The following is a 23,966-nucleotide window of genomic DNA, read 5'->3' on the forward strand; positions in this document are numbered from 1 at the left end:
AACTATCAACCAGATATTTAAATAAATTATTATCTATTGTAATAAAAAGAAGATAAACGGCAATAACAGCTACCTTCACCTCAACACCGGCAAATTGCCAAATTCAGCTTCCCAATCATTTTTATTGAAAGATAGTTTTAATACACTCGTAGATAGTTTTATTGATAATAAAGTGGGGGTGGCAGAAAATTTTTTACCTGCCATGCTTGCCGGTAATCTAAAAGAGAACCTGATCAAACTCTATAATGAAAAACAACTGCAGCAAGCCGGAACCGGGAATGATACCACTGTAGTACATAATAAATTAATGAGAAGTGATATTATTTATTGGTTAGACCGTAAGCATAATAACCAGTATGAGAATGAATTTTTTGAGTTGATGGATAATTTTGTTTCCTTTTTAAACAGTACCTGTTACACTGGTATTACAGGATATGAATTTCATTATACTATGTACGAACCGGGAAGTTTTTATAAAAAACATCTGGACCAGTTTCGAAATAATGACAGCAGGCAATATTCAATGATACTATATCTTAATGATAACTGGCAGGATGAAGACGGCGGAAAATTGCGTATACACCATAGTGATAGTTTTCAAGACATATCTCCAGAAAACGGAAAAATAGTTTTCTTCAAAAGCAATGAACTTCCTCACGAAGTTATGATCACCAATAAGCCCAGACTGAGTATTACCGGGTGGTTGAAAATACATTAAACAGAAATTCTTCCTCAAACAATGTCGAACAATTTCTACAACAATCTCATCATTTTTATTACATTTTTTCTTTTGTTCCAAGCCGATATTTGTATTGTCAATTATCCAACTATCCAAATGAAAACAACGCAATAATCCAAATCCTTGAAAATTGACGATGTAGTAGAAAATGAGACTACCAAAATCCTGTTCTAAGAAAAACCTTCAGCAATGAGGGTTTTTTATTTTACAAATTGCCGGTAAATAGTATAATTTCTACCCCAATCGCATTGTTTTAATGACATTTAATCCTTTGAATCAAACCGATCTTTGTATTGTCAATTATCCAACTATCCAAACCAAACAATATCCAGATCCGTATCCATGAAAATTGACCAAGTAGTGATAAAAAGAAACTACCTTAAACCCTGTTTACCAATAAAAAGCCTTCAGTAATGAGGGTTTTTTGTTTTACAAGTAATAAAAAACCGGAAAGGGTAATCCCTTTCCGGTTCATTCACATATACGCTAACTTTTTTAATTTGCTTTGATCACTTCATACCAGATCTCTCCGTTCTGTTGTATAACAGGCTTATATTGGGCTCCATCTATTGTATAATATGTTTCGCCATCAATTACTACTGTTTGATATCCTTCCGGTAAGCTTTCTACTATCGCACCCAAAGGGGGTGATACGACAAAATAATTAGCCCCTCTTTGATCGTAGTAAGTGCCATTAAAATAATAATAAGGGTAATTACGCACATATATTCTTCTGTAACCTACCGGCAATACATTAATATAAATACCTATCGGTGGAGCACATACAATAAACAAATTGTTATATGGTCGATAAAAAACTCCATCCCAATAATGGTAGCCAAAGCCGCCAAAATTAATATTGATATAGGTTGAAGGCAGACTGTAAAAATAGCTGTTACGCCTTGGCAGATAATCATATCTCCAGCCGGGGTTATATGGACTATATATTGGTCTTCGATCATACCTGTACTCAGGACGATAAGCCGGCCTGTCCCGGGTGCCTATAACAGGTCTGTTATTATAATTATTGTTGCCGGGTCTGTTAAAGTTATTGTTTGTTGCCGGACGATTTGTTTGTGGGATCCTGTCTGTATTACGATCGATATTTCTGTCACGACTTATATCCCTATTAACATTTCTTTCGGGAGCAGGTGTATTGTTAATTCCACGATTATTATTTCTATCAAAATTAACATTGTTCTGCCCACGGTTAAAATCTCTAGAAGGATTATTGTTACCCCTATTGATCACCACATCATTATTTTGTCTGATACGTGGCGGCATTTCCCTTACCTGGTTCTGTCTCGGGGTAGTTTCCCGTACTGTTGCATTTCTTTCTCTGCCTCGATCTCTCTGGGCAATTGCAGAGCCGGCAAACAACCAACTCGACAAAAGTGCAACTGTTACTGCAGTTGCATAACGCCTGCTTATAGCAGAGGTTATAAATAAATTACTTGTTTTCATCTGGTTTTTTTTAATTGTAAAAAAAATTCATAATTCTTTTAAGAATAGACTATTAAATAGTACAATAATCTTACCAAAAGGACTGTTTTCACATAACAATAACATTTGTTAAAAGGATGATAATAGTACCGGAGTCAACTCATCCCTAATCTGTATTTTAGCAGGATGAAAGCAGCCACTATCAGCGAACTGAAACAAGAGTTATTGAATATATCGCCTACACAGGTAACGGAGCTTTGCCTGCGACTTGCCCGTTTTAAAAAAGAGAATAAAGAGCTGCTTACATATTTGCTTTTTGAAGCACATGATACGGACGCTTATATCCAAAGTGTAAAGAAAGAAATGGACGGAGAATTTGAGATAATCAATAAAAGTAATGTATACTTTGTAAAAAAAACACTGCGTAAAATTTTACGCATCACCAATAAATTTATTCGGTACAGCAGTTCGGCCACGGTAGAAACTGAATTACTGATCTACTTTTGTGCGTCAGTAAAAAATTTAGGTAGTACTATCAATAACAATCCCGTCATTAATAATATTTATCAAAATCAATTGAAGAAAATAAACAAAGCGGTAGCCACAATGCACGAAGACCTGCAATACGATTATTTGAAAGAAATAAAAAAGCTGAGTGAGTAAGAAAAAGATCTAATCAATATCTCTATCTGTATTTGGTTTGGGCTCGGTAAGTCTACCGCGTTTGTAAATAATCAACCCATTTAAAAAATTACGAAGGATCTGATCTCCTGCTTCTACATAACCAGGGTGATCAGCATTTCTAAAAATATCTCCGAGCGCTCCTTTACTGATCTCAAAATCAACCAATGCCAGGATCTCAATTATATCATCATTTCTTAAAGACAGCGCCACACGTAGTTTTTTCAGAATATCATTGTTGCTTAGCATATATTATTTTTTATAGGATAAAAGTAGGTTTACTTTTTTATTATTCTATTAATTTAAAGTAGGTTACTTTATATCGGTGATTAACAATCTTTCCCTGTACTGCCGCTTTTCTGATAGCATTACAAAAACCTTCTTTTGCATGTGCGTCTCCATGATCGTCGATATTCGTTCCGTCAACAAAATAAGCTTTCTTATTTATACGAACTGCCAAATTACATCCCTTGCCAGGCAAATGAAATTGACATTGCCCACAAGAAACTTCTACTATTTCAATTTTTTTTGTTGTATCAGGTAACGAAATATTTACCCGATCATTTTGTGCTTTTATATTTTGAAAAAATAAAATGCAAATAATAACGCAACCAATTGATCTCATAAAAAATATTGACGTATGAATAATTATTAAAATTAAGATTTATTAAAGGGATATCTTCTTTTTAACCCTAAAAGACACTTCTGACAAGGGGATATATAATCAAATACGATGTTTGGACATCATATTTATAATTACACAAAACCCTTATCCATAAAGGCTTTTAAAATTTTTTTAACTTTTTAACCGCAATGAAACGACTCTTATTTTGATTTGCAGGGCGTCTGAAGCCGCTGTACTTTTGCTTTATCAATCCAATGTGACCCGTTTATAAATTACTCACAAAGGCGTTTACCTACCATTGCCTGCTTAGAAAAAAATTATTTGTACGTACTTACCGAGAACTTGTTGTTATGAAAATGAAGAGGACTTTTTTTCTAACATTTAAAAATTAAGATTATGAAAACGTTAAAAAACACACATCGCACATTAATAGTTGCCTTTGCACTTATATTTTCGCTAACGGCAGCTAACAACGTAAAAGCTGAAGCAGGAAAAGATTTTATTCCCGTAGCAGTGAAATACGTAGGAACGGCAAACAATGCACCTGTATTTCAATTGTCTTTTAGTAATGAGCAGGTTGAAACATTTGCTATTACTATCAAAAACAAAGAAAACACCATTTATTTTGAAAAATTAAAAGGTACAAGCAAAACACTGCTTCGCAAATATCAGTTCATTAATGAAAGTGGATCTGATAACGAAGATGAACAAATCACCATTGAAGTAAGAAATGTTTCTACTAACAAAGTAGTTACTTATACTTTTAATGTTAATGAGGCTTCATCTAAAGGATATGACCTTGTTGCAGTAAAATAAAGTATAACATGAATTGCCGGAAGATATAATGATCCGGTAATTCATGTTGTATTATATATTTCTGTTGCGGTGGTTAACTATGCATGAGGAATATTTTACACACCAGTATGGTAGAAAAATGCTTATCTGTTTTCTTCATAACATATAATACGGCGGTAAACCTGCAGTTACGTTAATTAAGTGCTTGAGGTATGGTATTTGACTTCATACTGAAAGCTACATGGTACAAAATGTACTTCAACAAAATGCAGCACTTAACCGTTTAATTTTATTTATGAAAAAAGTAATTGCTTTTTTGTCGCTGGCTGTTGTAGCAATGGCCTGTACAAATGATCCAAAAGAAACTAACAAAGATGTGATCGTTATTCCTGCCACGCCGGCTCCACCAACACAAACCATCATTGTAAAAGATCCTCCTGCAAAATCAACAACAGTAATTTTGGATAAAAAAGGAGTGCAGGTTGAAACAAAGAAGGTTGATGTTTCTATTAAACCCTGATCCGGTTTGTTGATGTATTTTAAAAGTATGTAACAAAGGCAATTGCTTTTGTTTGCTTTTTTTTGATTTTCTTTGCCTGAATGGCACTTCATATCACCTCATTGAACTCAGGCAGCAATGGTAATTGTTATTACGTTGGTAATGCAACAGATGCTGTATTGATAGATGTTGGTATCTCCTGCAGGGAGACAGAAATCCGTATGAAGCAATTAGGGCTTTCCTTAAAAACAATAAAGGCCATTTTCGTATCGCATGAACATACAGATCACATTAAAGGTGTTTCTACTTTAGCACATAAATACAGTGTGCCTGTTTACATTACAGATGCAACTGCAAAAAATGGTCCCCGATTGATCAAACATCTTTCTAAACCATTTATTGCTGATCAACCTGTTACTGTTGGTAATTTAGAAATCACCGGTTTTACCAAACAACATGATGCCGCCGACCCACATAGTTTTATTATACGACACAATGAAATAACTGTTGGCGTATTTACCGATATTGGCACTGTTTGCAAACAAGTGATCCGGTATTTCAAACAATGCCATGCTGTTTTTTTAGAAGCTAATTATGATGAAACATTACTGGAAAATGGAGGTTACCCAATCTATTTAAAAAACAGGATAAGAGGAGGACAGGGGCATTTATCTAACAAAGAAGCGTTAGAGCTGTTTATAGAACATCGGCCGTCTTTTATGACGCATTTGTTATTATCACATTTATCGAAAGACAATAATTCACCACAACTTGCAGAAGAGCTGTTTAAAAAACATGCCGGTGACACAAATATTATTGTTGCATCCCGTTACCAGGCTACAGATGTAATTACCATTACCGGTAATGAAAAAGCCGAACATATTATCTCTTCAAAACCTATGCAACTTGGTTTATTCAGTTAAAGCTGTATTTTAAGAAATTATACGCTAGTAATAAAAAAAGTTGATCTTCCGAATGGTTGATCAACTCCATATATAAACAAACGTAAACCAACTATTTATTACTTGTATTCGCTAACAGGTATCAGAAATCTACATTTACGATCTCATATACTTTTTGTTATATGCTTTTTTGCCAGCGCTTTAAATGCGGCAGCATATCCAATGACCTCTTTAATATGTCTTTTGGAAAATTCATCTTTTGCATTTGTGAAGTAATTGTTGACTGCATTTGTTCGAGTGTTTCATCAGGCTTTTTAAATGCGCCCTTCTGATAACAATATTTACAATAATCATTGCTTTTTGAACCGTCTTTTTCTGTACCTCTGTCTTCGATATTATCAATGGGCATTGTACAGCTTTGACAGTATAATGTAGGTTGCATGATTAAGATTTTAAAAATTAGAACTCTTATTTAGTTTTCGTAAACCATTTGCCCATCATGGCTCCAGCTTTATCAACCATTTTTCCTGCAAAAACTGAGAGAATGGATGATACGCCATCTGCAAAGAGTGTACTCTTTTCTTCTTTCTCTTTTTTACTAAATAGCTTCGAAATCATTTGCCCCGCAATTTTTACAGGCGCCGCTGCTTCTTTTACATCCCGCCAATCATATTTAATAGCTTTTTCCAGCTCAATTTTTCGTTGTGCTAATTGTTCTTTTTTATTTTTTAATTCTTGTATGCTATTGATCTTTTCCACTTTCGTTCTCTTCTTCTTTAAATAATTTTTTCAGCATGGCATTCATGATAGGTAACCGGATGATTTTTTCTCTGGCTTTCCAGATGAACACACCAATGAGTAAATAAATTCCGGCTACAATTAAAAAACCCCAATAATATTCACCTGTTAGTTTTGCAAATGCAAATGCAAGGGCAATGCTTATTAATGTAATGAAAAACATACATCCCACTAATAGTACAATTATCGTGATGGCTGCGGCTATCACTGCAGAACTTTTTTCTGCTACAGATAGTTTTACCGATGTTATATGATTATTCACATACTCTTTCACATGGTCAGCCAACTCTTCAACCTTCGTAAATACCTGTTCCATTGCTAGTTGCTATTGTGCATATAAAAGTATACAGCACCTGTTAGTACAAGAATGACATTAGTCAGTTTTTTGATTGATTGTGGTTAATTTTTGGGAGGTAGATATTTGATCGGCTATCCTTATAGCAGGAATAAAAAAGAACCACAAATATTAGATCTGTAATACTTACTGGCTTTAATAGAAATTAGATTATTGCCCAATCCTCATAAGAATTTATTAAATTATAACAGCGTCTGATGCCTCTTCCTCCAAGTCGTTATGATTATCTCCTCCTATGCTGTAATAATTATTTTCTTCATCCTCACTTCCAATTGCTTCTTGCTCGTCGTCCTGTTCAGATCCGGGTACATCTAAATCAGTGACCGAACCTTCGTTATCTCCTTCACCTGTGTTTGTGATAATTTCATTGTTTTCATTTGGCGCTTTTTTTTGAGAAATATTTTCGGAATCTACTTCAGTCTGTTCGATACTTTTATCATAAATATCTTCACTGAATGGTATAGGAGTGTGTCCCATTAAATAAATTCCATTTCCAAAATTGTTTGCTGCCTGGCTCATACTATTAGTTTTATTTGGATTGATTGTAGAAAAAATTGTTACCGTTAAATATTAATGTTTTGAAAAATATTCTTTAACAAAAGTGTGTTGTTGATTTTCTGTCATTTTATCTGCTTGTGCTATTTCAATTTTGATCGTATCAAAAAAATGATCCTCTTTTAAAATATTCATTAATTCATTTTTGGCGTTTGTCGGACCAAAGAGAATAACATCTGTATAGTTTTTGATAATGTTACACAACTCCTTATAGTAGGTTGAATTAAGGTGTTGTTCTTTATTATGCATTCCTTTTTCACTTTTGTTTAGCGTGATTTCTTTTTCTTCATTTGTAAACTTTGATTCGATAGTTTTCGTTTCCATCGGGCCTGTTGTTAACTCCATTAAATGAGCTAATGCATGATCCAAACAAATACCTAAAAATTTTTTGGGTGTCATTGTAGTAACATATTAAGTTGCAGAATATTTTTTTATTAAATTATTTAATGAATCGGAGTAGTCCTGTAAATTCTTAATTGTAATTTCCGGGCTCTCTTCATCGGGCACTGTTACTGGCATCTCCGTTATGTATTTTGATAATTCCGGATATTTTTCATTTATCATCATAGTTGTTTTTAAGATCGTTTCAGTAAGTTGTTTTTCTGTGTTCATACAATGGGGTTATTTATTTCTGCATTAAATGACTCAGCATTAAAATCTATTTCTGTTGTAAAGTTGTATACTCTTACATTGATTAGTATTACACAATTAGGGAAAAGAGTTGCAACATTCACAGGTTATAATCCGATAAGAGCCTGATATTTATTTAACGAATATGCCACATCGTTTAAGTATATAATTGAACATGCATAAAAAGAAAATCGACCTTAATCAACTTGTATCTACTTAAATAAGTTAACATGTTTTAATTTGAACGAGTGCCACAATGAGGGTTATTGGAAGGTGATCGAAATTATTTTATCGAACGCTACGGCCTGCCAGCAGGCCTAGTCGGGGTTATCTCCGGGCATAAAAAAGCTCAGAATTTACGCCAAACGTATATTCTGAGCTTCTTACTTGTGGTGTGGGCCGGGATTGAACCGGCGACACAAGGATTTTCAGTCCTTTGCTCTACCAACTGAGCTACCGCACCGTTCCCTTTCGGGGCTGCAAAAATAAGGGAATATTGCTCAAATATTCAATTTTAGTAAGAAAATATTCTGCTAATTACCATATACGCACAAAAACTTGATACGCATTATTTTAAGTTGCTCCCAGTTAAAGCCACTATCAGCAAGCTCTTCCTGCGCTAATTGCAGACTGCTGGTTTCGCAGGCTTTAAAATAATCTATGATCTCTTCCTGCTCATATTCATCCACCAATTCATCAATGGCATAATCCAGGTTGAGCTTGGTGCCACTGGCTACAATGGTCTCCATTTCTTCCAACAATTCATCAATACGCAGGTCCTTGGTTTTAGCAATGGTTTCAAGTGGTATCTTTTTATCTACGTTTTGTATAATGAAAATTTTATTATTGTTTCTGTTTACTACTCCTTTCATTACAAAATCATCCGGACGTTCAATGTCATTCTCTTCTACATAAGTAGCTATCAGATCAACAAACTTTTTACCATAGCGTACTGCTTTTCCTTTACTTACACCCTGGCATTTTTCCAATTCTTCTATAGTGGTAGGATATAGTGTTGCCATATCTTCCAAACTTCCTTCAAGGAAAATAACAAATGGAGGCAGGTTTTTCTCCTTAGCAACTTTTTTACGAAGCTCTTTCAACATTTCCAGTAATTTTTCATCGGCAGCTCCTCCGGTTGTTGCCGCCGGGCTTCCTTCATCATCATCCGCATCTGCTCCTTCAAATAAGTTGTTCAATGCAATTTTAAAAGATGTTGGTTTCTTTAAAAAAGCCTGCCCTTTTGGGGTAATTTTTAATACGCCATACTCCTCAATATCTTTTTGCAATAATCTTTCCAGCAACATTTGTCGCATCAATGAATTCCAGAAATGTTCGTCTTTATCTTTTCCTGCACCAAAAAAATCTCTTTCTTCATGCCTGAACATTTTTACCTGCGGATTAGGTTTACCTTTTATAATATGCATCAGGTATTCCATCGTAAACTGTTCATCCAACCCTTTAATGATTTTTAAAACGATATTCGCTTCTGTTTTTGCTTCTATCAATTCTTTAGGATTATTACAGTTGTCGCACATTTTATTACACTGTTTGGTATCATACTCTTCACCAAAATAGTTCAATAAAATTTTTCTTCTGCAAACAGAACTTTCAGAGTAGGCAACGGTTTCATTGATCAATTGAGCGCCTACTTCTCTTTCGCTTAAAGGCTTATCTCTCATCAGATGTTCTAACTTAGCAACATCTTTATGTGAATAATATAGGATGCATTTTCCTTCCATACCATCTCTGCCGGCACGGCCTGTTTCCTGGTAATAATTTTCTATTGATTTGGGTATATTATAATGTATTACAAAACGAATATCCGGCTTATCTATACCCATACCAAACGCTATGGTAGCAACGATCACCTGCACATCTTCATTTAAAAAAAGATCTTGTCTTTCTGCTCTTAATTTAGAATCCAGGCCTGCATGATACGCTACTGCTTTAATGCCGTTGGCCATCAGCATATCCGCTAATTCTTCTGTCGTTTTTCTGTTGAGTGTATAGATGATCCCACTCTTGCCTTTGTTTTGTGAGATAAAGCGAACAATACTTTTAGCTGTTTGATCCTTTTTTACTTTTGGTAAAATCTCGTAGTATAAATTAGCTCTGTTAAAAGAAGAAATAAATACTTTAGGATTGCGTAAACCAAGATTACGTAAAATGTCGCTTTGCACTTTTGGGGTAGCTGTTGCCGTTAGTGCAATCATGGGAGCATCCTTGCTGATCAGCTCCATCATTTCTCTCAGTCTTCTGTACTCTGGTCTAAAATCATGCCCCCACTCACTGATACAATGGGCTTCATCTACTGCAAAAAAAGAAACATTCAGGTCTTTAAAAAACTCTATATTCTCTTCTTTGGTCAATGTTTCCGGTGCTACATACAGCATTTTTGTTTTACCGGAGGTAAGGTCATCTTTAACTATCTTTTGCTGTCCTTTATTTAATGTACTGTTTAAAAAATGAGCTACATCATCTTTACTGCTATAACTTCTTACCAGATCAACCTGGTTTTTCATTAAAGCGATCAGCGGCGAAACAATAATGGCACAACCTTCACTAATAATCGCCGGCAATTGATAGCATAAGCTTTTTCCGCCACCTGTGGGCATAATTACAAATGTATCATTGCCGCCTAAAAGATGTTTAATAATATCTTCCTGGGGGTCTTTAAATGCATTAAATCCAAAATAATCCTGTAATTGGGCGGTTAAATTGAGATTTTTGGTCTTACTGATAGCTGTTATGCTTTTTGCTGGTTTTTTGGTAGCAGATTTTGCAATACCGGATTTTGTTTTTGCTGTCGCCATGGCTTTCTTTTCCTTCACACTGAGTTTATTAATGTAAATAGTTGATTTTGTGTTATCTGACGTAGTCTGAAACTCATACAAACTCTTTAAGGGTTGTAAAGTTAACTTAACTGGACCTTACTTACAAATTGCTGGTTTATTTAACTACGCTTTAAGATAATCATTAATTTCTGAAAGTCAAAGCCTTTTGGCGAATTCTGCATTTGGCCATTTTACTACCGCCGATTGAGTGAAAAGACCGGTTTTGTGTACAAAACCGCTTATCATTTAATTAAAAATGCAGGCTTTGTGTTGTCGGGTAATTAAAGTAGGTTTGCGGCTGAAAAATGAACAACACAGCTATATTAAAAACCGCATTAGCAACCATTCAGTTAGAAGCAGACTCTATACTTGGTTTAAAGGCATTTATCAATAAAGATTTTGAAAATGCGCTCACCGCTATTTTTTCTTCTAAGGGCCGGGTGGTGATAAGTGGTGTAGGTAAAAGTGCTGTTATAGCACAAAAGATAACCGCAACCTTTAATAGCACCGGAACGCCGGCCATATTCATGCATGGTGCTGATGCCATTCATGGAGATCTGGGTATGGTACAACCGGATGATATTGTACTATTGATCAGTAAAAGTGGTAACAGTCCAGAAATAAAAGCTTTGGTACCGCTGATAAAAAGCTTTGGTAATTTATTGATCGGAATGGTGGGGAATACAGATTCTTTTCTGGCGGGGCAAAGTGATATTTTGTTGAATACAACTGTTGAACAGGAGGCATGTCCTAATAATTTAGCGCCAACTACAAGTACTACTGCCCAAATGGTAATGGGTGATACGCTGGCTGTTTGCCTGATGGAAATGAAAGAATTCAATTCAACCGATTTTGCAAAATTTCACCCTGGTGGTGCATTAGGAAAAAAACTCTACCTGAGAGTTGACGACCTGAGTTCGCAGAACGAAAAACCTGTAGTTGCTGAAAATGCTTCTATCAGTGAGGTTATTATTGAAATTACAAAAAATCGATTAGGGGCAACAGTAGTATTGGGAAATGATAATTCTATTGCAGGGATTATTACTGATGGAGATCTACGCAGGATGTTGTCTAAAACAAATAGCTTTGATACACTTAAAGCAAAAGATATTATGACTGTTAATCCACAAACAGTGGACGCAGATGTATTGGCTTCGGATGCAATGAGTATTATGAGAACAAAAGGCATCAACCAACTTATAGTAGTTGAAAATACTGCTTACCTTGGTATTATACATTTACAGGATCTGGTTAGAGAAGGCATTTTATAATTTATGAGTATGAACAAAAATAATTATGTAGCCATAATGGCTGGGGGTATTGGAAGCAGGTTTTGGCCAATGAGCAGAACAAATTTTCCCAAACAATTTTTAGATATTTTAAATACGGGCAGAACTTTAATACAGGGAACCTTCGATCGATTCGCTTTATTTATTCCTGTAGAAAATATTTATGTAGTTACGTCTGAACAATACAGAGACATTGTTGCACAACAGTTACCCGAATTGCCGGCTGAAAATATTTTATGTGAGCCATCTAGAAAAAATACAGCTCCATGCGTTGCTTATATTTCTTATAAACTCATCCAAATGAATCCGGAAGCTAATTTAATATGTGCGCCGGCCGATCATATTATTCTTGAACCCGAAGGGTTTAAAAAAATATGTACCGATGCTTTGCATTTTACCGCACATATTAAAGCACTGGTAACACTTGGTATTAAACCAACACATCCTAATACCGGATATGGCTATATACAATACGAGCAACAGTCTGTAAGTGATAATGTGTATAAAGTAAAAACTTTTACAGAAAAACCAGACAAAGCCTTAGCTGAAACATTTATTGCCAGTGGAGATTTTTTATGGAACGCAGGTATTTTTGTTTGGCAGGTTAAAAATATTCTGGCAGCTTTTGAAAAATTTTTGCCGGAAATGCATGAAGTGTTTGACGCAGAAAAAAGTAATTTCAGTACATCTGGAGAAAAGGCCGCCATCGAACGTATTTATCCGCAATGTGTAAATATCTCTATCGATTATGGTGTAATGGAAAAAGCAGATAATGTATATATTATCCCTTCTTCTTTTGGTTGGAGCGACCTGGGTACATGGGCTAGTGCTTATGATAATTTAGAAAAAGATTATTTAGACAACGCTGTTGCCGGCCATAATGTAATGATCATAGATGCTACAAAAAATATGGTACACGCCGATAATAAAAAGCTTGTACTGATACAGGGGTTAGATGATTTTATTGTGGTAGATACAAAAGATGTATTACTCATCTGTAAAAAAGATAAAGAACAGGAGATAAAAGAATATGTTGCCGAGGTAAAAAGAAATAAAGGCGATAAATTTTTATAATTGGTTTGCTAACCCTTCGTAAAACGAAGGGTTTTTTTATATCGATATAAAATATTTTACTGCAGCACCTGTATAATTGTACTTTTGGTAATAAATAATTTTTAATTTGAAACAGCAGATAATTAACAGCAAACTTCCTAATATAGGCACTACTATATTTACGTTAATGAGTTCTCTGGCAGCTGAACACGGCGCTATTAATCTGGGCCAGGGGTTTCCGGATTTTATGATGAGTGAAGAATTGATCGCACTGGTAAACAGGGCTATGCACAAGGGCAATAATCAATATGTGCATATGAATGGATTGCCTTTGTTGAGACAAAGAATAGCGGAAAAAGTTGCAGGTCTTTATACTGCCAATATTGATCCTGATACAGCAATTACAGTTACCCCGGGTGGCACCTACGCCATTTATACAGCACTCACTACCATTTTGCAACCTGGTGATGAAGTTATTGTTTTTGAACCTGCATATGATAGCTATATTCCCAATATTGAAATAAATAAAGCTGTTCCTGTTTTAATTCCACTTGTTTATCCTGATTATAGTATTGATTGGGAAATGGTAAAACAAAAGATCTCCAAAAGAACAAAAGCCATTATCATTAACTCTCCTCATAACCCTACCGGTAGTGTGTTGAGCAAAAATGATATGTTGCAATTACAGCATATTGTTAAGGACACTAATATTTTTATTATCAGCGATGAAGTGTATGAACACCTTATTTTTGATGGTCTTCTGCACGAAAGTATTTTGCGTTATCCTGATCTGTTGGAAAGAAGTTTTGTTTGTTTTTCTTTTGGTAAAACATATCATTGCACCGGATGGAAATTAGGGTATTGTATCGCACCTCCAACCCTAATGAATGAATTCAGGAAAGTGCATCAGTTCAATTGCTTTAGCTGTAACAGCCCAATGCAATTTGCCCTGGCCAATTATCTTGATCAGAAAGATGCTTATCTGCAACTGGGTAATTTTTTACAACAAAAGAGAGATTATTTTCAGCAACTGATGAGCCAAACCAAATTCATTCCGCTGGTTTCTCATGGTAGTTATTTTCAATTATATAGTTATAAAAATATCAGCGAAGAAAAGGAAAAAGATTTTGCCATCCGATTAACGAAAGAATATGGTGTGGCAACTATTCCTACATCAGCATTTTATAAAAATGAAAACGAAAACAGCGTGGTTCGCTTTTGTTTTGCCAAAAGAGAAGACACGCTGTATAAAGCGGTTGAAAGATTAATTAAGCTATAATCATCTTTTAAACAGATCCTCAAAAAATATTTTCATATCATTCCATGATGCAGTATCTGCTGCTGCATTATACCTGATCGGCATTTTAAATTTTTCACCTGTGGCCGTTGCATCCGGATTACTGAAGGCGTGTGTTGCCCCGGCATATTCTTTAAAAGTAGAATTTGCGCCAATAGAATCCATTTGTTTTTTAAACAGATCCGCCTGCTCCTTACGCACAGAGGAATCAGCGCTTCCATGGCAAACAAGAATTTTAGCTTTCAGTAAATCTTTATTTGCCGGTGTACCTATTAAACTTCCATGAAAACTGACAATTCCTTTTATGTTTGTACCTAGTCTTGCTACATTCAATAGCATACCTCCACCAAAACAATATCCTATACCTGCTACATTTGCAGCATCAGTCTGTTCGTATGTTTTTAGTTTATCGATTGCTGCTTCAATCCTGATCTTTGCTTTTTGGGGTGCTTTATATAATTGCCCTGCATAAGCGCCGGCACTGTCTGGTGTTTCTAATAATTTACCATTACCATACAAATCAATAGCCATGGCTATATAACCCAGTTTTGCCAACTCTCTGGCTCTTCTTTTTACATATTCGTTCATTCCCCACCATTCAGGCACAACTAAAACAGCAGGACGTTTGCCTTTAATATTTTCATCATAAACCACAAAAGCATTCATGGTAATACTATCTCCGGCATAAGTGGTATTCTCTTCTTTTAATACAGCTGCTTCTTTTTGTGTTGCTGATTTTGGCTGATTATTACAAGCTATAAATAATAAACTTATTGTAACGGAAATTATAAGTAAAACATTGATACGTTTCATAATATACCTTTTTTTATGTTGAGATCTATCTCATATAACGACCAATAGATAAAAATGTTCGAATTTTTTTACCGTAAATATTAGCCATTAGCCTGCAAAATAAAATACATATTCAATGCAACATAGATAAACAATAAAATTTGTGCCGTAGTTATATCAAACTTATGTGCCTGATTGATCTTATTCTTTTTAACCATTTTTAATGACAGTGCAGTTGCAGACACCACTAATAAAATAAACAGTAACGTAATTCCATGTAATGTATCAACGAGCGTAAAGGAAACAGACTCCGGCAATGAAGAGTCAATAATATACTTGTTTCCTATTACAGCAAACAGGGCTCCTACACTTAATCCAAAACGGGAGTCAATACCATCTGCATGTATATAAAAACACACATAGGCAATCAGAAAGGCAACATACATACCCAGGAACATTTTCCAGAATAATCCCATAGCATCACGTTTGATACCAACCTTTACCTTAAATGTGCTATACTCGGTGTGTGGAGTATCAACACTCTCGTCTCCAAAAGTTGTCTCATAAGCTTTAATACCTGTGGAAATATCAAAGCTGTCTATGGTCCAGCCCCTTAATGTAAAACGAGGATCAAAATGCTTACCAAGAGTGTCTGCTACAAAAACAAGGGACTTCGAATCAAACTGCGAATTTTCTATTGAAAGTCTCAGTTTTTGCCTGTCGAAGGGAAAATTATTGATCTTCCAGGAGTCTTTCATCACACAGTCTAATTTCATTAAAATATACACCCTTCCGTTAGAAGTATCGATTGTTGAAAAAGATTTATCAACAGATTTTGCCTGTGGTACCTCCAGGTTTTGCAAAAAATCAAAGTCTTTATTTTTATACTTCAGCCATAACCAAAACTTAATAGTGTATTCTTTTTGTTTAAAGTCTATATCATGTATACTGGTAATATAAATACCGGTACTAACAGTATCGGGTACATTTTTTTGAGCAAAAATTGAAGTGGTAAATATTAAGCCTACAACTAGTAAAAGTGTATGTTTCAATTTCTGTTTTTTTGATGAAAAGACGTATAAATATACATCCTATAAAATTAACCTACAAGGGATTGTTTATCTAACTATCGTATGAAAAATTTACATGTAATTTATCCTAAACAAGTATCTCCATCAAAAGGTAAAATTTGCCAGACATTTTTTTCCTGCAGGATCTTATTCATTTCTGTATCAGATGTTTGAAAAAATACCGGAAACTGAGGAACATTACGTTTTAACGTAAATACAGGTATGTCGTTTTTTTTGATTGTTCCGGGAAGATGAAATTCTAAAATATCCATTTTTTGTTCACAAGAATATCTTACAAGTTCTTTAATGATTTTTTGTTTTACTTTTTCGTTTTCTGCTAATAGGTCAATTATTTTATATCTCTTTAATTCTTTATTTTCTATCACCGGTTCATCAATTATAGAAGCATAGCCAATTATCTCATCAGTTTCTGACATGTATATAAAAACCTTTTTTGTAAGCCCTCTGCTTCCGCCAGTATAATACCATTTTAAAATATTTGAACTTCGGGATGCTATAAGTCCTTTGCTTGACTGCAGATATCTTTCCCAAAACTTATCAAAGTCAACTGAAAGTGTGTTCACGTCAACTTCTTTAAGTCGCTTGTTTTTTGCAATTAATTTATACTGCAGTTTCCAGGGAAGTAAAAAATTTGCCGCTTTAAAAGCAAATTTCAAAATACTATTATTATCCAGCTTTTCTTTATACTTATGCGTTATTAGTTTAAGTAAATTAATAGGCACCATATAAACTGTCTCCAGGTCGGGATCTGGTACTCTTTTTCCATTATATTTTTCAAATATCCTACCGGTAGGCTTTATTGCTGTTGTTACAAGTTTGGTAGAAATAGGATGATGATTAAAAAATATATCACACAGCAGATGGGTAAATGTCCTGTATTCCTTTTCTACACCCCATTGACTTGCAATGGCTATCGGAAAAATTTTTTTGTTGTAATAATATACTCTTGGAAAGCAACCAAAAAAACCAACTATAGTATTGTTATGTTCCATTACCCACCCATACAAAACATCTTCATCAAATTGTTGATAATATGGATTATTATCCCACAATCTATTCCAATGAGTATTTATTTTTTCTATTTCGTTCTTGTTAGGTAAATTTAATCCAAGCCTGTTTAATAGATCCGAAACAGCAACAGCATCCTCACGTTTTGCCAGTCTTATTTTAATTTCATTTATATCTATCATCTGCTAAAAAAATATTTTAGTTGAAAGTTTTCCCAATTTGCAATTATATGATCACGTTTTATCAGATATAAATTATCTCCCTTTTGCATTTTTCCTCTGTTGGTTGTTGCAAATGAAGTATATCCTGTTTTTTTAGCAATTTCTGTGGTTATTTCGGGGTTAAAATCAATACCGGTTCTACCCCATGGACAAGCAAAATGATCGCAATTAATATTTAATTTGGATTCGATCATCAATTTCGACTCTCGTAATTCTTTCTCTATCTCTTGATAGTTTAATTTTGATAAATTAGCATGGTTGCAGGTATGAGATCCAAAAGAAATTTTTTGAGAAAGCATTTCTTTACAATTATCCCAATTTAAGAATGATATGATTTTTGGATTCTTTAGGTTGTTTTTTTTCAACTCTTCAATATCTGCTTCATTATTTATATCTAACCCTATGCTATTTGTTGGTAAATATATAATCACCGGGATATCAAGATGGGAAGTAATTTCCATCATATTTGAATAGCAGTTATAAAAACCATCATCAAAACTTACACAAAAAAATCTACCATCAATTGGCTCCCTTCCGTTTATTAATTCACAGGCTTTGTCAATAGAAATAAATTCTCCATAATTTTTAAGATATTTTAACTGTCTTTCAAAGCCTTTTTTTTCATCATCAAAAACATGATGATAATATGGAAACCTTACCCAATCGTTTGTTTTATTAATATCACTATTAAAAGCTTTGGCATACAAAACAGCTTTTCTTAATAAACCCCTTGATCTATTAAAAAAACTTTCGCCAATTGCGTAATCTTTATATGTTTTGATCTCTTCTATTTTCAATTATTGTTTTGATTAAAGTTATTGATAAATGTCTATCAAATCATATAATACTATGATCACATTATTACACTCCAAATTGTTCCAAATGATGATTCAGGTGTTTATACATACTCTTTCCCCATTGCTCCGCAGTAAATTTTCCGAAAAAAGGATGTACCCTATCTCCAATACCCGCAGCGTTTTTTTTATAAAATATTTCCATTATTGATAATAAATCCTTCTTTTCAATATCAAAGTCACGTTTATTTTTAATAATAAAATCTGGTGCTGTGGGCAAGTTTCTTTTCCACGGCGACTCATCGTATAACTTACTTTTCATCATCCATCCTATCAATCTTCCTATAAACATTCTGGGTAATTCTTTTTCAGAAACCGGTACTTTAAATGCTTCTATACAATGTGCCAACATTTGTGCTACATCCATCTTTCCCCATTTTCTCTGTGTTTGAGGAGTTAACTTATTTATACGATCAATAATTCCATTGTACGTTTCTGCGTCAAACAGATTTTTCATAAAAAGTATTTTAGTTACAAACCATATTGTTTACTTATTTCCAGCATTCTATCTATAGGCTTTTTTGCGGCCAGACGTAATTGTTCGTCCATTATTATTTCAGGCAGTTCGTACTTCATACATAAATACAGTTTTTCAAGTGTATTTAATTTCATGTGCGGACAATCGTTACAAGCACAGCTATTATTGGGTGGTGCCGGTATAAAAGTCTTATGTGGACTATTTTTCTGCATTTGATGCAGTATCCCTGTCTCTGTTACCACAATAAATTCTGTGGCATCACTTTGCTGAGAGTATTTTAACAAACCTGTAGTACTACCTATATAATCAGCTACTGTCAATACAGCTTCTTCACATTCAGGATGAGCAATTATCTTAGCTTTTGGATGTCTTATTTTTAATTTGGTAATTTTTTCCAAACTAAAAATTTCATGTACCATACAGGCGCCGTTCCAAAGCACCATATTTCTTCCGGTTTTTTTATTCAGGTAAGCTCCTAAATTTTTGTCCGGCGCAAAAATTATTTTCTGCTCTTTAGGTAAACTCTCAATTATTTTTTCTGCATTACTGCTGGTGCAGATAATATCACTCAAAGCTTTCATTCCTGCAGAACAATTGATATAAGTAATAACCAAATGATCAGGATATTTTTCTTTAAACTTTTTAAACAACTCAGGCGGTGCACTATCGCTTAATGAACAGCCGGCCTTCAGATCCGGCAGTAATACTTTTTTTCCAGGATTTAGAATTTTAGCTGTCTCTGCCATAAAGTGCACACCGGCAAAAACAATAATGTCTGCTTGTGTCTTTTCAGCCTGTTGTGCCAACCCAAGACTATCTCCGATAAAATCGGCCACATCCTGAATATCCGGTTCCTGATAATAATGCGCCAGTACGATTGCATTTTTTTCTTTCTTTAATTTTTCTATTTCAGCAAATATATCAATTGAAACATCAATGTCAACATCTAAAAATCCAACGGATTCAATTTTTGATTTTACGGTGTTAATATCTATCATAATATGTATTAATACTATTTTATTTAAATAAACTTACTACTATTAGGGGTGTTAATTTGTGGAAACTAATTTTTTAGATTTTTTGTAAAATTAAATTAATCAGTTTATTAACTATCATCCACAAGTAATTAACATTGTTATTTTTTATGTTTTTGTAGAGTGATAAGAGTTTTAGTGAATGTATGTGTATTTTCTTAACATAGGTTAGTAAGAAATCGTGGGTATAATATTTTTGATCTATAGATTAAGTTCGATGTTAGGTGGATACCTGATAAACTACCTTTAACTAACACAGTTTCAATGATTGAATATCTTACCCATTGATTTTACCCCAAGTACCCACCAAATGAAATTGTTAAAAGTTGATTTATGCACAGGTTTTAGATGTTATAAACACCCTTGTGTGAATAGATTTATTTAGTTAAATGAATATAATCCCGTTTTTGGTCCCTCTTTTTTTGTAAAATGCTTATCTATCCTAACTTGTAATAAAATATCTATCATTAAATTTTAGATTATAATATCTTAATTTATCCTATTTTTGCCCTCCATTTTAATATATATAGTATAGTTTATGCAAATTATTCAGAATATCCGTGATAAAGGCGCTGCCATAGTAATTGGAGTTATTGCCCTTAGTTTAATTGGTTTTATATTGATGGATGCTAAACAAGGCACAGGCCGTATGTTTGGATCTAACTCTTCGGCTATTGGAAAGATCAATGGTGAAGCTATTACCTATGACGAGTTTAATACTAAAGTTAAACAATTGGAAGATCAGCAGTATGGTGGCAGGGTTACCGGTAATATGGTATATCAGATTCGTCAGAACGTTTGGGACCAAATGGTTGGCCAAAAAATATTAAGAGACGAGTTTGAAAAATTAGGACTTGTTTTTTCTTCTAAAGAAATGAGTGCTATTATGTTCAGCGACGAAGCTCCACAAGCTTTAAAACAAGCTTTTACTGATAAAACAACCGGACAATATGATATTGCCAAAGTTCAACAATGGTGGCAGCAGGCAAAAAAATACAAAGGAGAACAAATGGTTGCTGTTGAACAGGAAATAGTAGAGCCAATGAAATTTCAAACCTTATTAAATAAATATACCTCATTAATTAGTGCGTCGGCCTACTATCCAACCTGGATGAAAGAAAAAGAAGCAGCAGAAAATAAAACTTTTGCTACTATATCTTATGTATCAATTCCATATAATGTTATAAGCGATAGCGCTGTAAAGGTTACGGACGAGGATATTATGAACTATGTAAAGAAGTATCCTAAACTATATAAACAAGAGGCTGGCAGATCAATTTCGTATGTTGCATTTGATGCAAACCCCAGTGCTGCTGATTCTGCTGCTAATGTAGCTGCTTTAGAAACTTTAAAACCTTTATTTATTGCTGATACAAATGCAAAAGCATTTGTTGGCAGAAATATGAGTGCAATTAAATATAACGACGCTTATCTTTCAAAAGCAAAATTGACCATGTCTCAAAAAGATTCTATAGCTGCATTGCCGGTTGGTGGAGTTTTTGGCCCTTATCTAGATGGAAGCAATTTTGTGTTAGCGAAGATGGTGGGTGTTAAATCAATGCCAGACTCAATCAAATGCAGACACATATTAATTGCTACTACAGATAGACAAACTGGTGCTGAAATTTTGAGTGATAGCATAGCAAAAAAACGCATTGACAGTATTGCTGATGCAATTAAAGCCGGTGCTAGTTTTGATGCGTTGGAAGCTCAGTTCTCTACCGACCAGGCTGCTCATAAAGATAAAGGTGTAATGACTTTTGATCTGGCTACCGTTCAAAATAAAGAACAGTTTGCTCCAGAATTTGGTGAGTTTTTATTGAATGAAAAAGGCGAAACCAAAAAGACAGTTAAAACTAATTTCGGATGGCATTATATAGAAATATTGGAAAAGAAAAATCCAACCATTTCTTATAAGATTGCTTATATGGCTAAAGAAATTTCTCCAAGCGACGAAACAGTAAATGCAGCAAGTGCTCAGGCCACTAAACTTTCTGGTGAAGCAAGAAATAGTAAAGCTTTAGATGCATATGTTGCAAAGAACGGATTGAAGAAAATAGACGGATCGGCCTTGGTTAAAGAAAACGATTATCAATTAGGCGGTTTACAAGAAGCCAGACAATTAATAAAATGGGCTTTTGAAGCTAAGGAAGGTGAAGTAAGTGAGCCATTCAGTATCAACGATCAGTTTATTGTTGCGGTTGTTACAAAAGTGCAACCAGAAGGTTTACCAGATGCAAAACTGGCAAGACCAATGGTGGAAAGCCTGGTTAGAAATATCAAAAAATCTGAAGAGATCATTAAAAAAATAGGCGCTACTCCAACATTAGAAGCTGCAGCTGCAGCTTACGGTAAAGAGATAGCTGTAGCCGGAGCTGACTCTACATTAACTTTTGGAGCACAGATCATAAATGGCATTGGCCAGGAACCTAAATTAATTGGAGCTTCATTTAATAAAGAAAACCAAACAAAAGTTTCTGCCCCGATTGCTGGTATCAATGGTGTGTATGTTATTAAGGTAAATAGTACTGGCGTAAAACCTGCAGATGCGCCTGAAGTGGCAGCTGAACAAGCGAAAAGTAGAGTACAATCAATTCGTCAACAAGTTTCTTATGGCTGGTACGAAGGTTTAAAGAAAACAGCAGATATTAAAGACGATAGAAGTAAGTTTAACTAATTATAGCAAAAAGTGATATAATCACTATTAAGCCGGACCGTTTGGTTCGGCTTTTTTATTTCTGTTCTCGAAAATTATGTCTGGCTAAACCATTGGTATAAATAGTAATTTTGCATTATGGAAGAAGTATTTGTAAATAAGGTAAGCGAAAGCGGTTTGGTTACCCTTGATCTGGAAGAATATTATCCAAAAGAAGAAATAGCAGTCTTTGATCTTAAGGACTATTTATTTATGGGATTAATTCTAAAGGAAAAAGATTTTCGGGAGGCATTAAAGAGTTTAGACGTTTCAGTATTTGCCGATAAAATCGTAGCTGTAACATGTAGTGCCGATGCGGTAATTCCTATGTGGGCTTATATGTTGGTGGCTACTTATTTACAGCCGGTTGCCACAGAAATCATTTACGGCACAGCGGAAGAGGTAAAAAGACAAATTTTATTTCAAAGAATTGGGACAATCAATGTAAGTGAGTTTACAGATAAACGTGTGGTAATAAAAGGTTGTGGAGAATTACCGATCGGAGAACAAGCTTATCTGGAAGCTACCAAATTACTGCGGCCGGTTGTAAAAAGTATCATGTATGGAGAGCCTTGTAGCACCGTGCCTATATTTAAAAAGAAGTAATGGGGTATCTTCACCATTATTTTTTATCTTCATTATTCTATAAATTTTATACATGTTAGATGCATTATTAAAAGGCCTTGCGATCAGTTTGTTGTTAGTGTTCTCTGTTGGCCCGGTAATTTTTACCATCATCAAACAAAGTATTAATAATGGAAGAGACGGTGGTTTTAGTTTTGTAGGAGGCGTTTGGTTAAGTGATTTGTTATGGGTCATCTTAAGTAATGCCTTCTCTGAGATTGTGGTTGAATTACTTCATTTTAAAAAAAGTATAGGTTTTGTTGGTAGTATGTTTTTGATAGGGATGGGGGTGTTCTACCTTTTTTTTAAGAAATTAAAATTACGTAGCGAAGAGGAGGCTGCTATTAAAATCACCAAAAGTACTCATGCTAAATTATTTGCCTCTGGCTTTTTGATCAATACATTAAACCCTGCTGTAATTGCTTTCTGGCTCACTACTGCCACCACTATTGCTATTTCAAATACCGTTAAAGAACGGATTATCATATTTACCACCTGTCTTGCATTGAATATGAGTGCAGATATTTTGAAAGTTACCATGGCAGGAAAACTGCGTAATAAATTAACTGATAAAAATATTTCATTGATCAATAAACTATCCGGTTTACTGTTAGTTGTTTTTGGTGTAGTGTTATTGATTGGTGTTATTTACTCAGCAGTTAAAGCCTAAC

Annotated in this window: 27 protein-coding genes and 1 tRNA gene; 11 read left to right on the plus strand and 17 right to left on the minus strand. The window is 34.4% G+C overall.

Annotated elements, in window-relative coordinates:
• Nucleotides 1-94 precede the first annotated feature (94 nt).
• Nucleotides 95-718 (plus strand): 2OG-Fe(II) oxygenase, encoded by a 624-nt coding sequence (locus LK994_RS04390; protein ID WP_229761673.1) that lies wholly within the window; start codon nucleotides 95-97, stop codon nucleotides 716-718.
• 516 nt (nucleotides 719-1,234) lie between these two features.
• Here the strand turns inward: LK994_RS04390 and LK994_RS04395 are convergent.
• The gene (locus tag LK994_RS04395; RefSeq protein ID WP_229761674.1) at nucleotides 1,235-2,203 is read right to left on the minus strand and encodes a DUF6515 family protein; all 969 of its coding nucleotides are present in this window, start codon (nucleotides 2,201-2,203) and stop codon (nucleotides 1,235-1,237) included.
• Nucleotides 2,204-2,368: 165 nt separating this feature from the next.
• Between LK994_RS04395 and LK994_RS04400 the strand changes: the two genes are divergently transcribed.
• On the plus strand, nucleotides 2,369-2,845 hold the full coding sequence (locus LK994_RS04400) for a hypothetical protein (RefSeq protein ID WP_229761675.1): 477 nt from the start codon (nucleotides 2,369-2,371) through the stop codon (nucleotides 2,843-2,845).
• 9 nt (nucleotides 2,846-2,854) lie between these two features.
• Here LK994_RS04400 and LK994_RS04405 read toward each other — a convergent pair whose 3' ends face one another.
• Both LK994_RS04405 and LK994_RS04410 read right to left on the minus strand, forming a co-directional pair.
• Nucleotides 2,855-3,112, minus strand: coding sequence for a DUF1456 family protein (locus LK994_RS04405; protein WP_229761676.1), 258 nt, complete (start codon nucleotides 3,110-3,112; stop codon nucleotides 2,855-2,857).
• Between the two features lie 40 nt (nucleotides 3,113-3,152).
• Nucleotides 3,153-3,488: a DUF6370 family protein gene (locus LK994_RS04410; protein ID WP_229761677.1), complete on the minus strand. Its 336-nt coding sequence runs from the start codon at nucleotides 3,486-3,488 to the stop codon at nucleotides 3,153-3,155.
• 396 nt (nucleotides 3,489-3,884) lie between these two features.
• Between LK994_RS04410 and LK994_RS04415 the strand changes: the two genes are divergently transcribed.
• From LK994_RS04415 to LK994_RS04425, 3 genes are all read left to right on the plus strand, one after another.
• A complete protein-coding gene (locus tag LK994_RS04415; RefSeq protein WP_229761678.1) occupies nucleotides 3,885-4,304 on the plus strand; it encodes a hypothetical protein in 420 nt (139 codons plus the stop codon).
• Nucleotides 4,305-4,578: 274 nt separating this feature from the next.
• Nucleotides 4,579-4,803 carry a hypothetical protein gene (locus LK994_RS04420; RefSeq protein ID WP_229761679.1) on the plus strand — a complete coding sequence of 75 codons (225 nt, stop codon included), beginning with the start codon at nucleotides 4,579-4,581 and terminating at the stop codon, nucleotides 4,801-4,803.
• Nucleotides 4,804-4,883: 80 nt separating this feature from the next.
• Nucleotides 4,884-5,705 (plus strand): MBL fold metallo-hydrolase, encoded by an 822-nt coding sequence (locus LK994_RS04425; RefSeq protein ID WP_229761680.1) that lies wholly within the window; start codon nucleotides 4,884-4,886, stop codon nucleotides 5,703-5,705.
• Nucleotides 5,706-5,862: 157 nt separating this feature from the next.
• On the opposite strand, the gene LK994_RS04430 is transcribed toward LK994_RS04425, so the two are convergent.
• The 8 genes from LK994_RS04430 to recQ form a co-directional block, all read right to left on the minus strand.
• The gene (locus LK994_RS04430) at nucleotides 5,863-6,126 is read right to left on the minus strand and encodes a zinc ribbon domain-containing protein (protein WP_229761681.1); all 264 of its coding nucleotides are present in this window, start codon (nucleotides 6,124-6,126) and stop codon (nucleotides 5,863-5,865) included.
• Nucleotides 6,127-6,152: 26 nt separating this feature from the next.
• Complete coding sequence (locus LK994_RS04435) at nucleotides 6,153-6,443, minus strand: hypothetical protein (protein ID WP_229761682.1); 291 nt, start codon at nucleotides 6,441-6,443, stop codon at nucleotides 6,153-6,155.
• Nucleotides 6,427-6,798: a phage holin family protein gene (locus LK994_RS04440; RefSeq protein ID WP_229761683.1), complete on the minus strand. Its 372-nt coding sequence runs from the start codon at nucleotides 6,796-6,798 to the stop codon at nucleotides 6,427-6,429. The genes LK994_RS04435 and LK994_RS04440 overlap by 17 nt, the downstream gene beginning before the upstream one ends.
• Nucleotides 6,799-7,014: 216 nt before the next feature.
• Complete coding sequence (locus tag LK994_RS04445; RefSeq protein WP_229761684.1) at nucleotides 7,015-7,356, minus strand: hypothetical protein; 342 nt, start codon at nucleotides 7,354-7,356, stop codon at nucleotides 7,015-7,017.
• 51 nt (nucleotides 7,357-7,407) lie between these two features.
• Nucleotides 7,408-7,791 (minus strand): hypothetical protein, encoded by a 384-nt coding sequence (locus LK994_RS04450; protein ID WP_229761685.1) that lies wholly within the window; start codon nucleotides 7,789-7,791, stop codon nucleotides 7,408-7,410.
• 12 nt (nucleotides 7,792-7,803) lie between these two features.
• Nucleotides 7,804-8,004: a hypothetical protein gene (locus LK994_RS04455; protein ID WP_229761686.1), complete on the minus strand. Its 201-nt coding sequence runs from the start codon at nucleotides 8,002-8,004 to the stop codon at nucleotides 7,804-7,806.
• A 408-nt stretch (nucleotides 8,005-8,412) separates the two neighbouring features.
• Nucleotides 8,413-8,485 (minus strand) — tRNA-Phe (locus LK994_RS04460).
• 70 nt (nucleotides 8,486-8,555) lie between these two features.
• Nucleotides 8,556-10,856, minus strand: a complete 2,301-nt coding sequence (recQ, locus tag LK994_RS04465; RefSeq protein WP_229761687.1) for a DNA helicase RecQ — start codon at nucleotides 10,854-10,856, stop codon at nucleotides 8,556-8,558.
• 308 nt (nucleotides 10,857-11,164) lie between these two features.
• Between recQ and LK994_RS04470 the strand changes: the two genes are divergently transcribed.
• The 3 genes from LK994_RS04470 to LK994_RS04480 all read left to right on the plus strand — a co-directional run bounded on the left by LK994_RS04470 (nucleotide 11,165) and on the right by LK994_RS04480 (nucleotide 14,480).
• A complete protein-coding gene (locus LK994_RS04470) occupies nucleotides 11,165-12,130 on the plus strand; it encodes a KpsF/GutQ family sugar-phosphate isomerase (RefSeq protein ID WP_229761688.1) in 966 nt (321 codons plus the stop codon).
• A 9-nt stretch (nucleotides 12,131-12,139) separates the two neighbouring features.
• A complete protein-coding gene (locus tag LK994_RS04475; protein ID WP_229761689.1) occupies nucleotides 12,140-13,222 on the plus strand; it encodes a mannose-1-phosphate guanylyltransferase in 1,083 nt (360 codons plus the stop codon).
• Nucleotides 13,223-13,328: 106 nt separating this feature from the next.
• On the plus strand, nucleotides 13,329-14,480 hold the full coding sequence (locus LK994_RS04480) for a methionine aminotransferase (RefSeq protein WP_229761690.1): 1,152 nt from the start codon (nucleotides 13,329-13,331) through the stop codon (nucleotides 14,478-14,480).
• Here the strand turns inward: LK994_RS04480 and LK994_RS04485 are convergent, their stop codons facing one another.
• From LK994_RS04485 to nadA, 6 genes are all read right to left on the minus strand, one after another.
• The gene (locus LK994_RS04485) at nucleotides 14,481-15,311 is read right to left on the minus strand and encodes a dienelactone hydrolase family protein (protein ID WP_229761691.1); all 831 of its coding nucleotides are present in this window, start codon (nucleotides 15,309-15,311) and stop codon (nucleotides 14,481-14,483) included.
• Between the two features lie 80 nt (nucleotides 15,312-15,391).
• A complete protein-coding gene (locus LK994_RS04490; RefSeq protein ID WP_229761692.1) occupies nucleotides 15,392-16,342 on the minus strand; it encodes a ligand-gated ion channel in 951 nt (316 codons plus the stop codon).
• 101 nt (nucleotides 16,343-16,443) lie between these two features.
• Nucleotides 16,444-17,571: a hypothetical protein gene (locus LK994_RS04495; protein WP_229761693.1), complete on the minus strand. Its 1,128-nt coding sequence runs from the start codon at nucleotides 17,569-17,571 to the stop codon at nucleotides 16,444-16,446.
• Nucleotides 17,568-18,407, minus strand: coding sequence for a polysaccharide deacetylase family protein (locus tag LK994_RS04500; protein WP_229761694.1), 840 nt, complete (start codon nucleotides 18,405-18,407; stop codon nucleotides 17,568-17,570). Before LK994_RS04500 ends, LK994_RS04495 begins: the two co-directional genes overlap by 4 nt.
• A 64-nt stretch (nucleotides 18,408-18,471) precedes the next feature.
• A complete protein-coding gene (locus LK994_RS04505; protein WP_229761695.1) occupies nucleotides 18,472-18,921 on the minus strand; it encodes a DUF1569 domain-containing protein in 450 nt (149 codons plus the stop codon).
• A gap of 14 nt (nucleotides 18,922-18,935) precedes the next feature.
• Nucleotides 18,936-19,940 carry a quinolinate synthase NadA gene (nadA, locus tag LK994_RS04510; protein WP_229761696.1) on the minus strand — a complete coding sequence of 335 codons (1,005 nt, stop codon included), beginning with the start codon at nucleotides 19,938-19,940 and terminating at the stop codon, nucleotides 18,936-18,938.
• 574 nt (nucleotides 19,941-20,514) lie between these two features.
• On the opposite strand from nadA, the gene LK994_RS04515 reads away from it, so the two are divergent.
• From LK994_RS04515 to LK994_RS04525, 3 genes are all read left to right on the plus strand, one after another.
• Complete coding sequence (locus tag LK994_RS04515) at nucleotides 20,515-22,653, plus strand: SurA N-terminal domain-containing protein (protein WP_229761697.1); 2,139 nt, start codon at nucleotides 20,515-20,517, stop codon at nucleotides 22,651-22,653.
• Nucleotides 22,654-22,770: 117 nt separating this feature from the next.
• Nucleotides 22,771-23,277 carry a DUF2480 family protein gene (locus LK994_RS04520; RefSeq protein ID WP_229761698.1) on the plus strand — a complete coding sequence of 169 codons (507 nt, stop codon included), beginning with the start codon at nucleotides 22,771-22,773 and terminating at the stop codon, nucleotides 23,275-23,277.
• A 52-nt stretch (nucleotides 23,278-23,329) separates the two neighbouring features.
• Complete coding sequence (locus LK994_RS04525) at nucleotides 23,330-23,965, plus strand: LysE family translocator (RefSeq protein WP_229761699.1); 636 nt, start codon at nucleotides 23,330-23,332, stop codon at nucleotides 23,963-23,965.
• Nucleotide 23,966: the final 1 nt, after the last annotated feature.

Source organism: Ferruginibacter lapsinanis (assembly GCF_020783315.1).
Classification (GTDB): domain Bacteria; phylum Bacteroidota; class Bacteroidia; order Chitinophagales; family Chitinophagaceae; genus Ferruginibacter; species Ferruginibacter lapsinanis.

What these genes read in the sequence shown, in the direction of transcription:
- LK994_RS04395 (WP_229761674.1), bottom strand. Translation starts at nt 2,203, where the DNA reads ATGAAAACAAGTAATTTATTTATAACCTCTGCTATAAGCAGGCGTTAT.
- LK994_RS04400 (WP_229761675.1), top strand. Translation starts at nt 2,369, where the DNA reads ATGAAAGCAGCCACTATCAGCGAACTGAAACAAGAGTTATTGAATATA.
- LK994_RS04405 (WP_229761676.1), bottom strand. Translation starts at nt 3,112, where the DNA reads ATGCTAAGCAACAATGATATTCTGAAAAAACTACGTGTGGCGCTGTCT.
- LK994_RS04410 (WP_229761677.1), bottom strand. Translation starts at nt 3,488, where the DNA reads ATGAGATCAATTGGTTGCGTTATTATTTGCATTTTATTTTTTCAAAAT.
- LK994_RS04415 (WP_229761678.1), top strand. Translation starts at nt 3,885, where the DNA reads ATGAAAACGTTAAAAAACACACATCGCACATTAATAGTTGCCTTTGCA.
- LK994_RS04420 (WP_229761679.1), top strand. Translation starts at nt 4,579, where the DNA reads ATGAAAAAAGTAATTGCTTTTTTGTCGCTGGCTGTTGTAGCAATGGCC.
- LK994_RS04425 (WP_229761680.1), top strand. Translation starts at nt 4,884, where the DNA reads ATGGCACTTCATATCACCTCATTGAACTCAGGCAGCAATGGTAATTGT.
- LK994_RS04430 (WP_229761681.1), bottom strand. Translation starts at nt 6,126, where the DNA reads ATGCAACCTACATTATACTGTCAAAGCTGTACAATGCCCATTGATAAT.
- LK994_RS04440 (WP_229761683.1), bottom strand. Translation starts at nt 6,798, where the DNA reads ATGGAACAGGTATTTACGAAGGTTGAAGAGTTGGCTGACCATGTGAAA.
- LK994_RS04445 (WP_229761684.1), bottom strand. Translation starts at nt 7,356, where the DNA reads ATGAGCCAGGCAGCAAACAATTTTGGAAATGGAATTTATTTAATGGGA.
- LK994_RS04450 (WP_229761685.1), bottom strand. Translation starts at nt 7,791, where the DNA reads ATGACACCCAAAAAATTTTTAGGTATTTGTTTGGATCATGCATTAGCT.
- LK994_RS04455 (WP_229761686.1), bottom strand. Translation starts at nt 8,004, where the DNA reads ATGAACACAGAAAAACAACTTACTGAAACGATCTTAAAAACAACTATG.
- LK994_RS04470 (WP_229761688.1), top strand. Translation starts at nt 11,165, where the DNA reads ATGAACAACACAGCTATATTAAAAACCGCATTAGCAACCATTCAGTTA.
- LK994_RS04475 (WP_229761689.1), top strand. Translation starts at nt 12,140, where the DNA reads ATGAACAAAAATAATTATGTAGCCATAATGGCTGGGGGTATTGGAAGC.
- LK994_RS04485 (WP_229761691.1), bottom strand. Translation starts at nt 15,311, where the DNA reads ATGAAACGTATCAATGTTTTACTTATAATTTCCGTTACAATAAGTTTA.
- LK994_RS04495 (WP_229761693.1), bottom strand. Translation starts at nt 17,571, where the DNA reads ATGATAGATATAAATGAAATTAAAATAAGACTGGCAAAACGTGAGGAT.
- LK994_RS04505 (WP_229761695.1), bottom strand. Translation starts at nt 18,921, where the DNA reads ATGAAAAATCTGTTTGACGCAGAAACGTACAATGGAATTATTGATCGT.
- nadA (WP_229761696.1), bottom strand. Translation starts at nt 19,940, where the DNA reads ATGATAGATATTAACACCGTAAAATCAAAAATTGAATCCGTTGGATTT.
- LK994_RS04515 (WP_229761697.1), top strand. Translation starts at nt 20,515, where the DNA reads ATGCAAATTATTCAGAATATCCGTGATAAAGGCGCTGCCATAGTAATT.
- LK994_RS04520 (WP_229761698.1), top strand. Translation starts at nt 22,771, where the DNA reads ATGGAAGAAGTATTTGTAAATAAGGTAAGCGAAAGCGGTTTGGTTACC.
- LK994_RS04525 (WP_229761699.1), top strand. Translation starts at nt 23,330, where the DNA reads ATGTTAGATGCATTATTAAAAGGCCTTGCGATCAGTTTGTTGTTAGTG.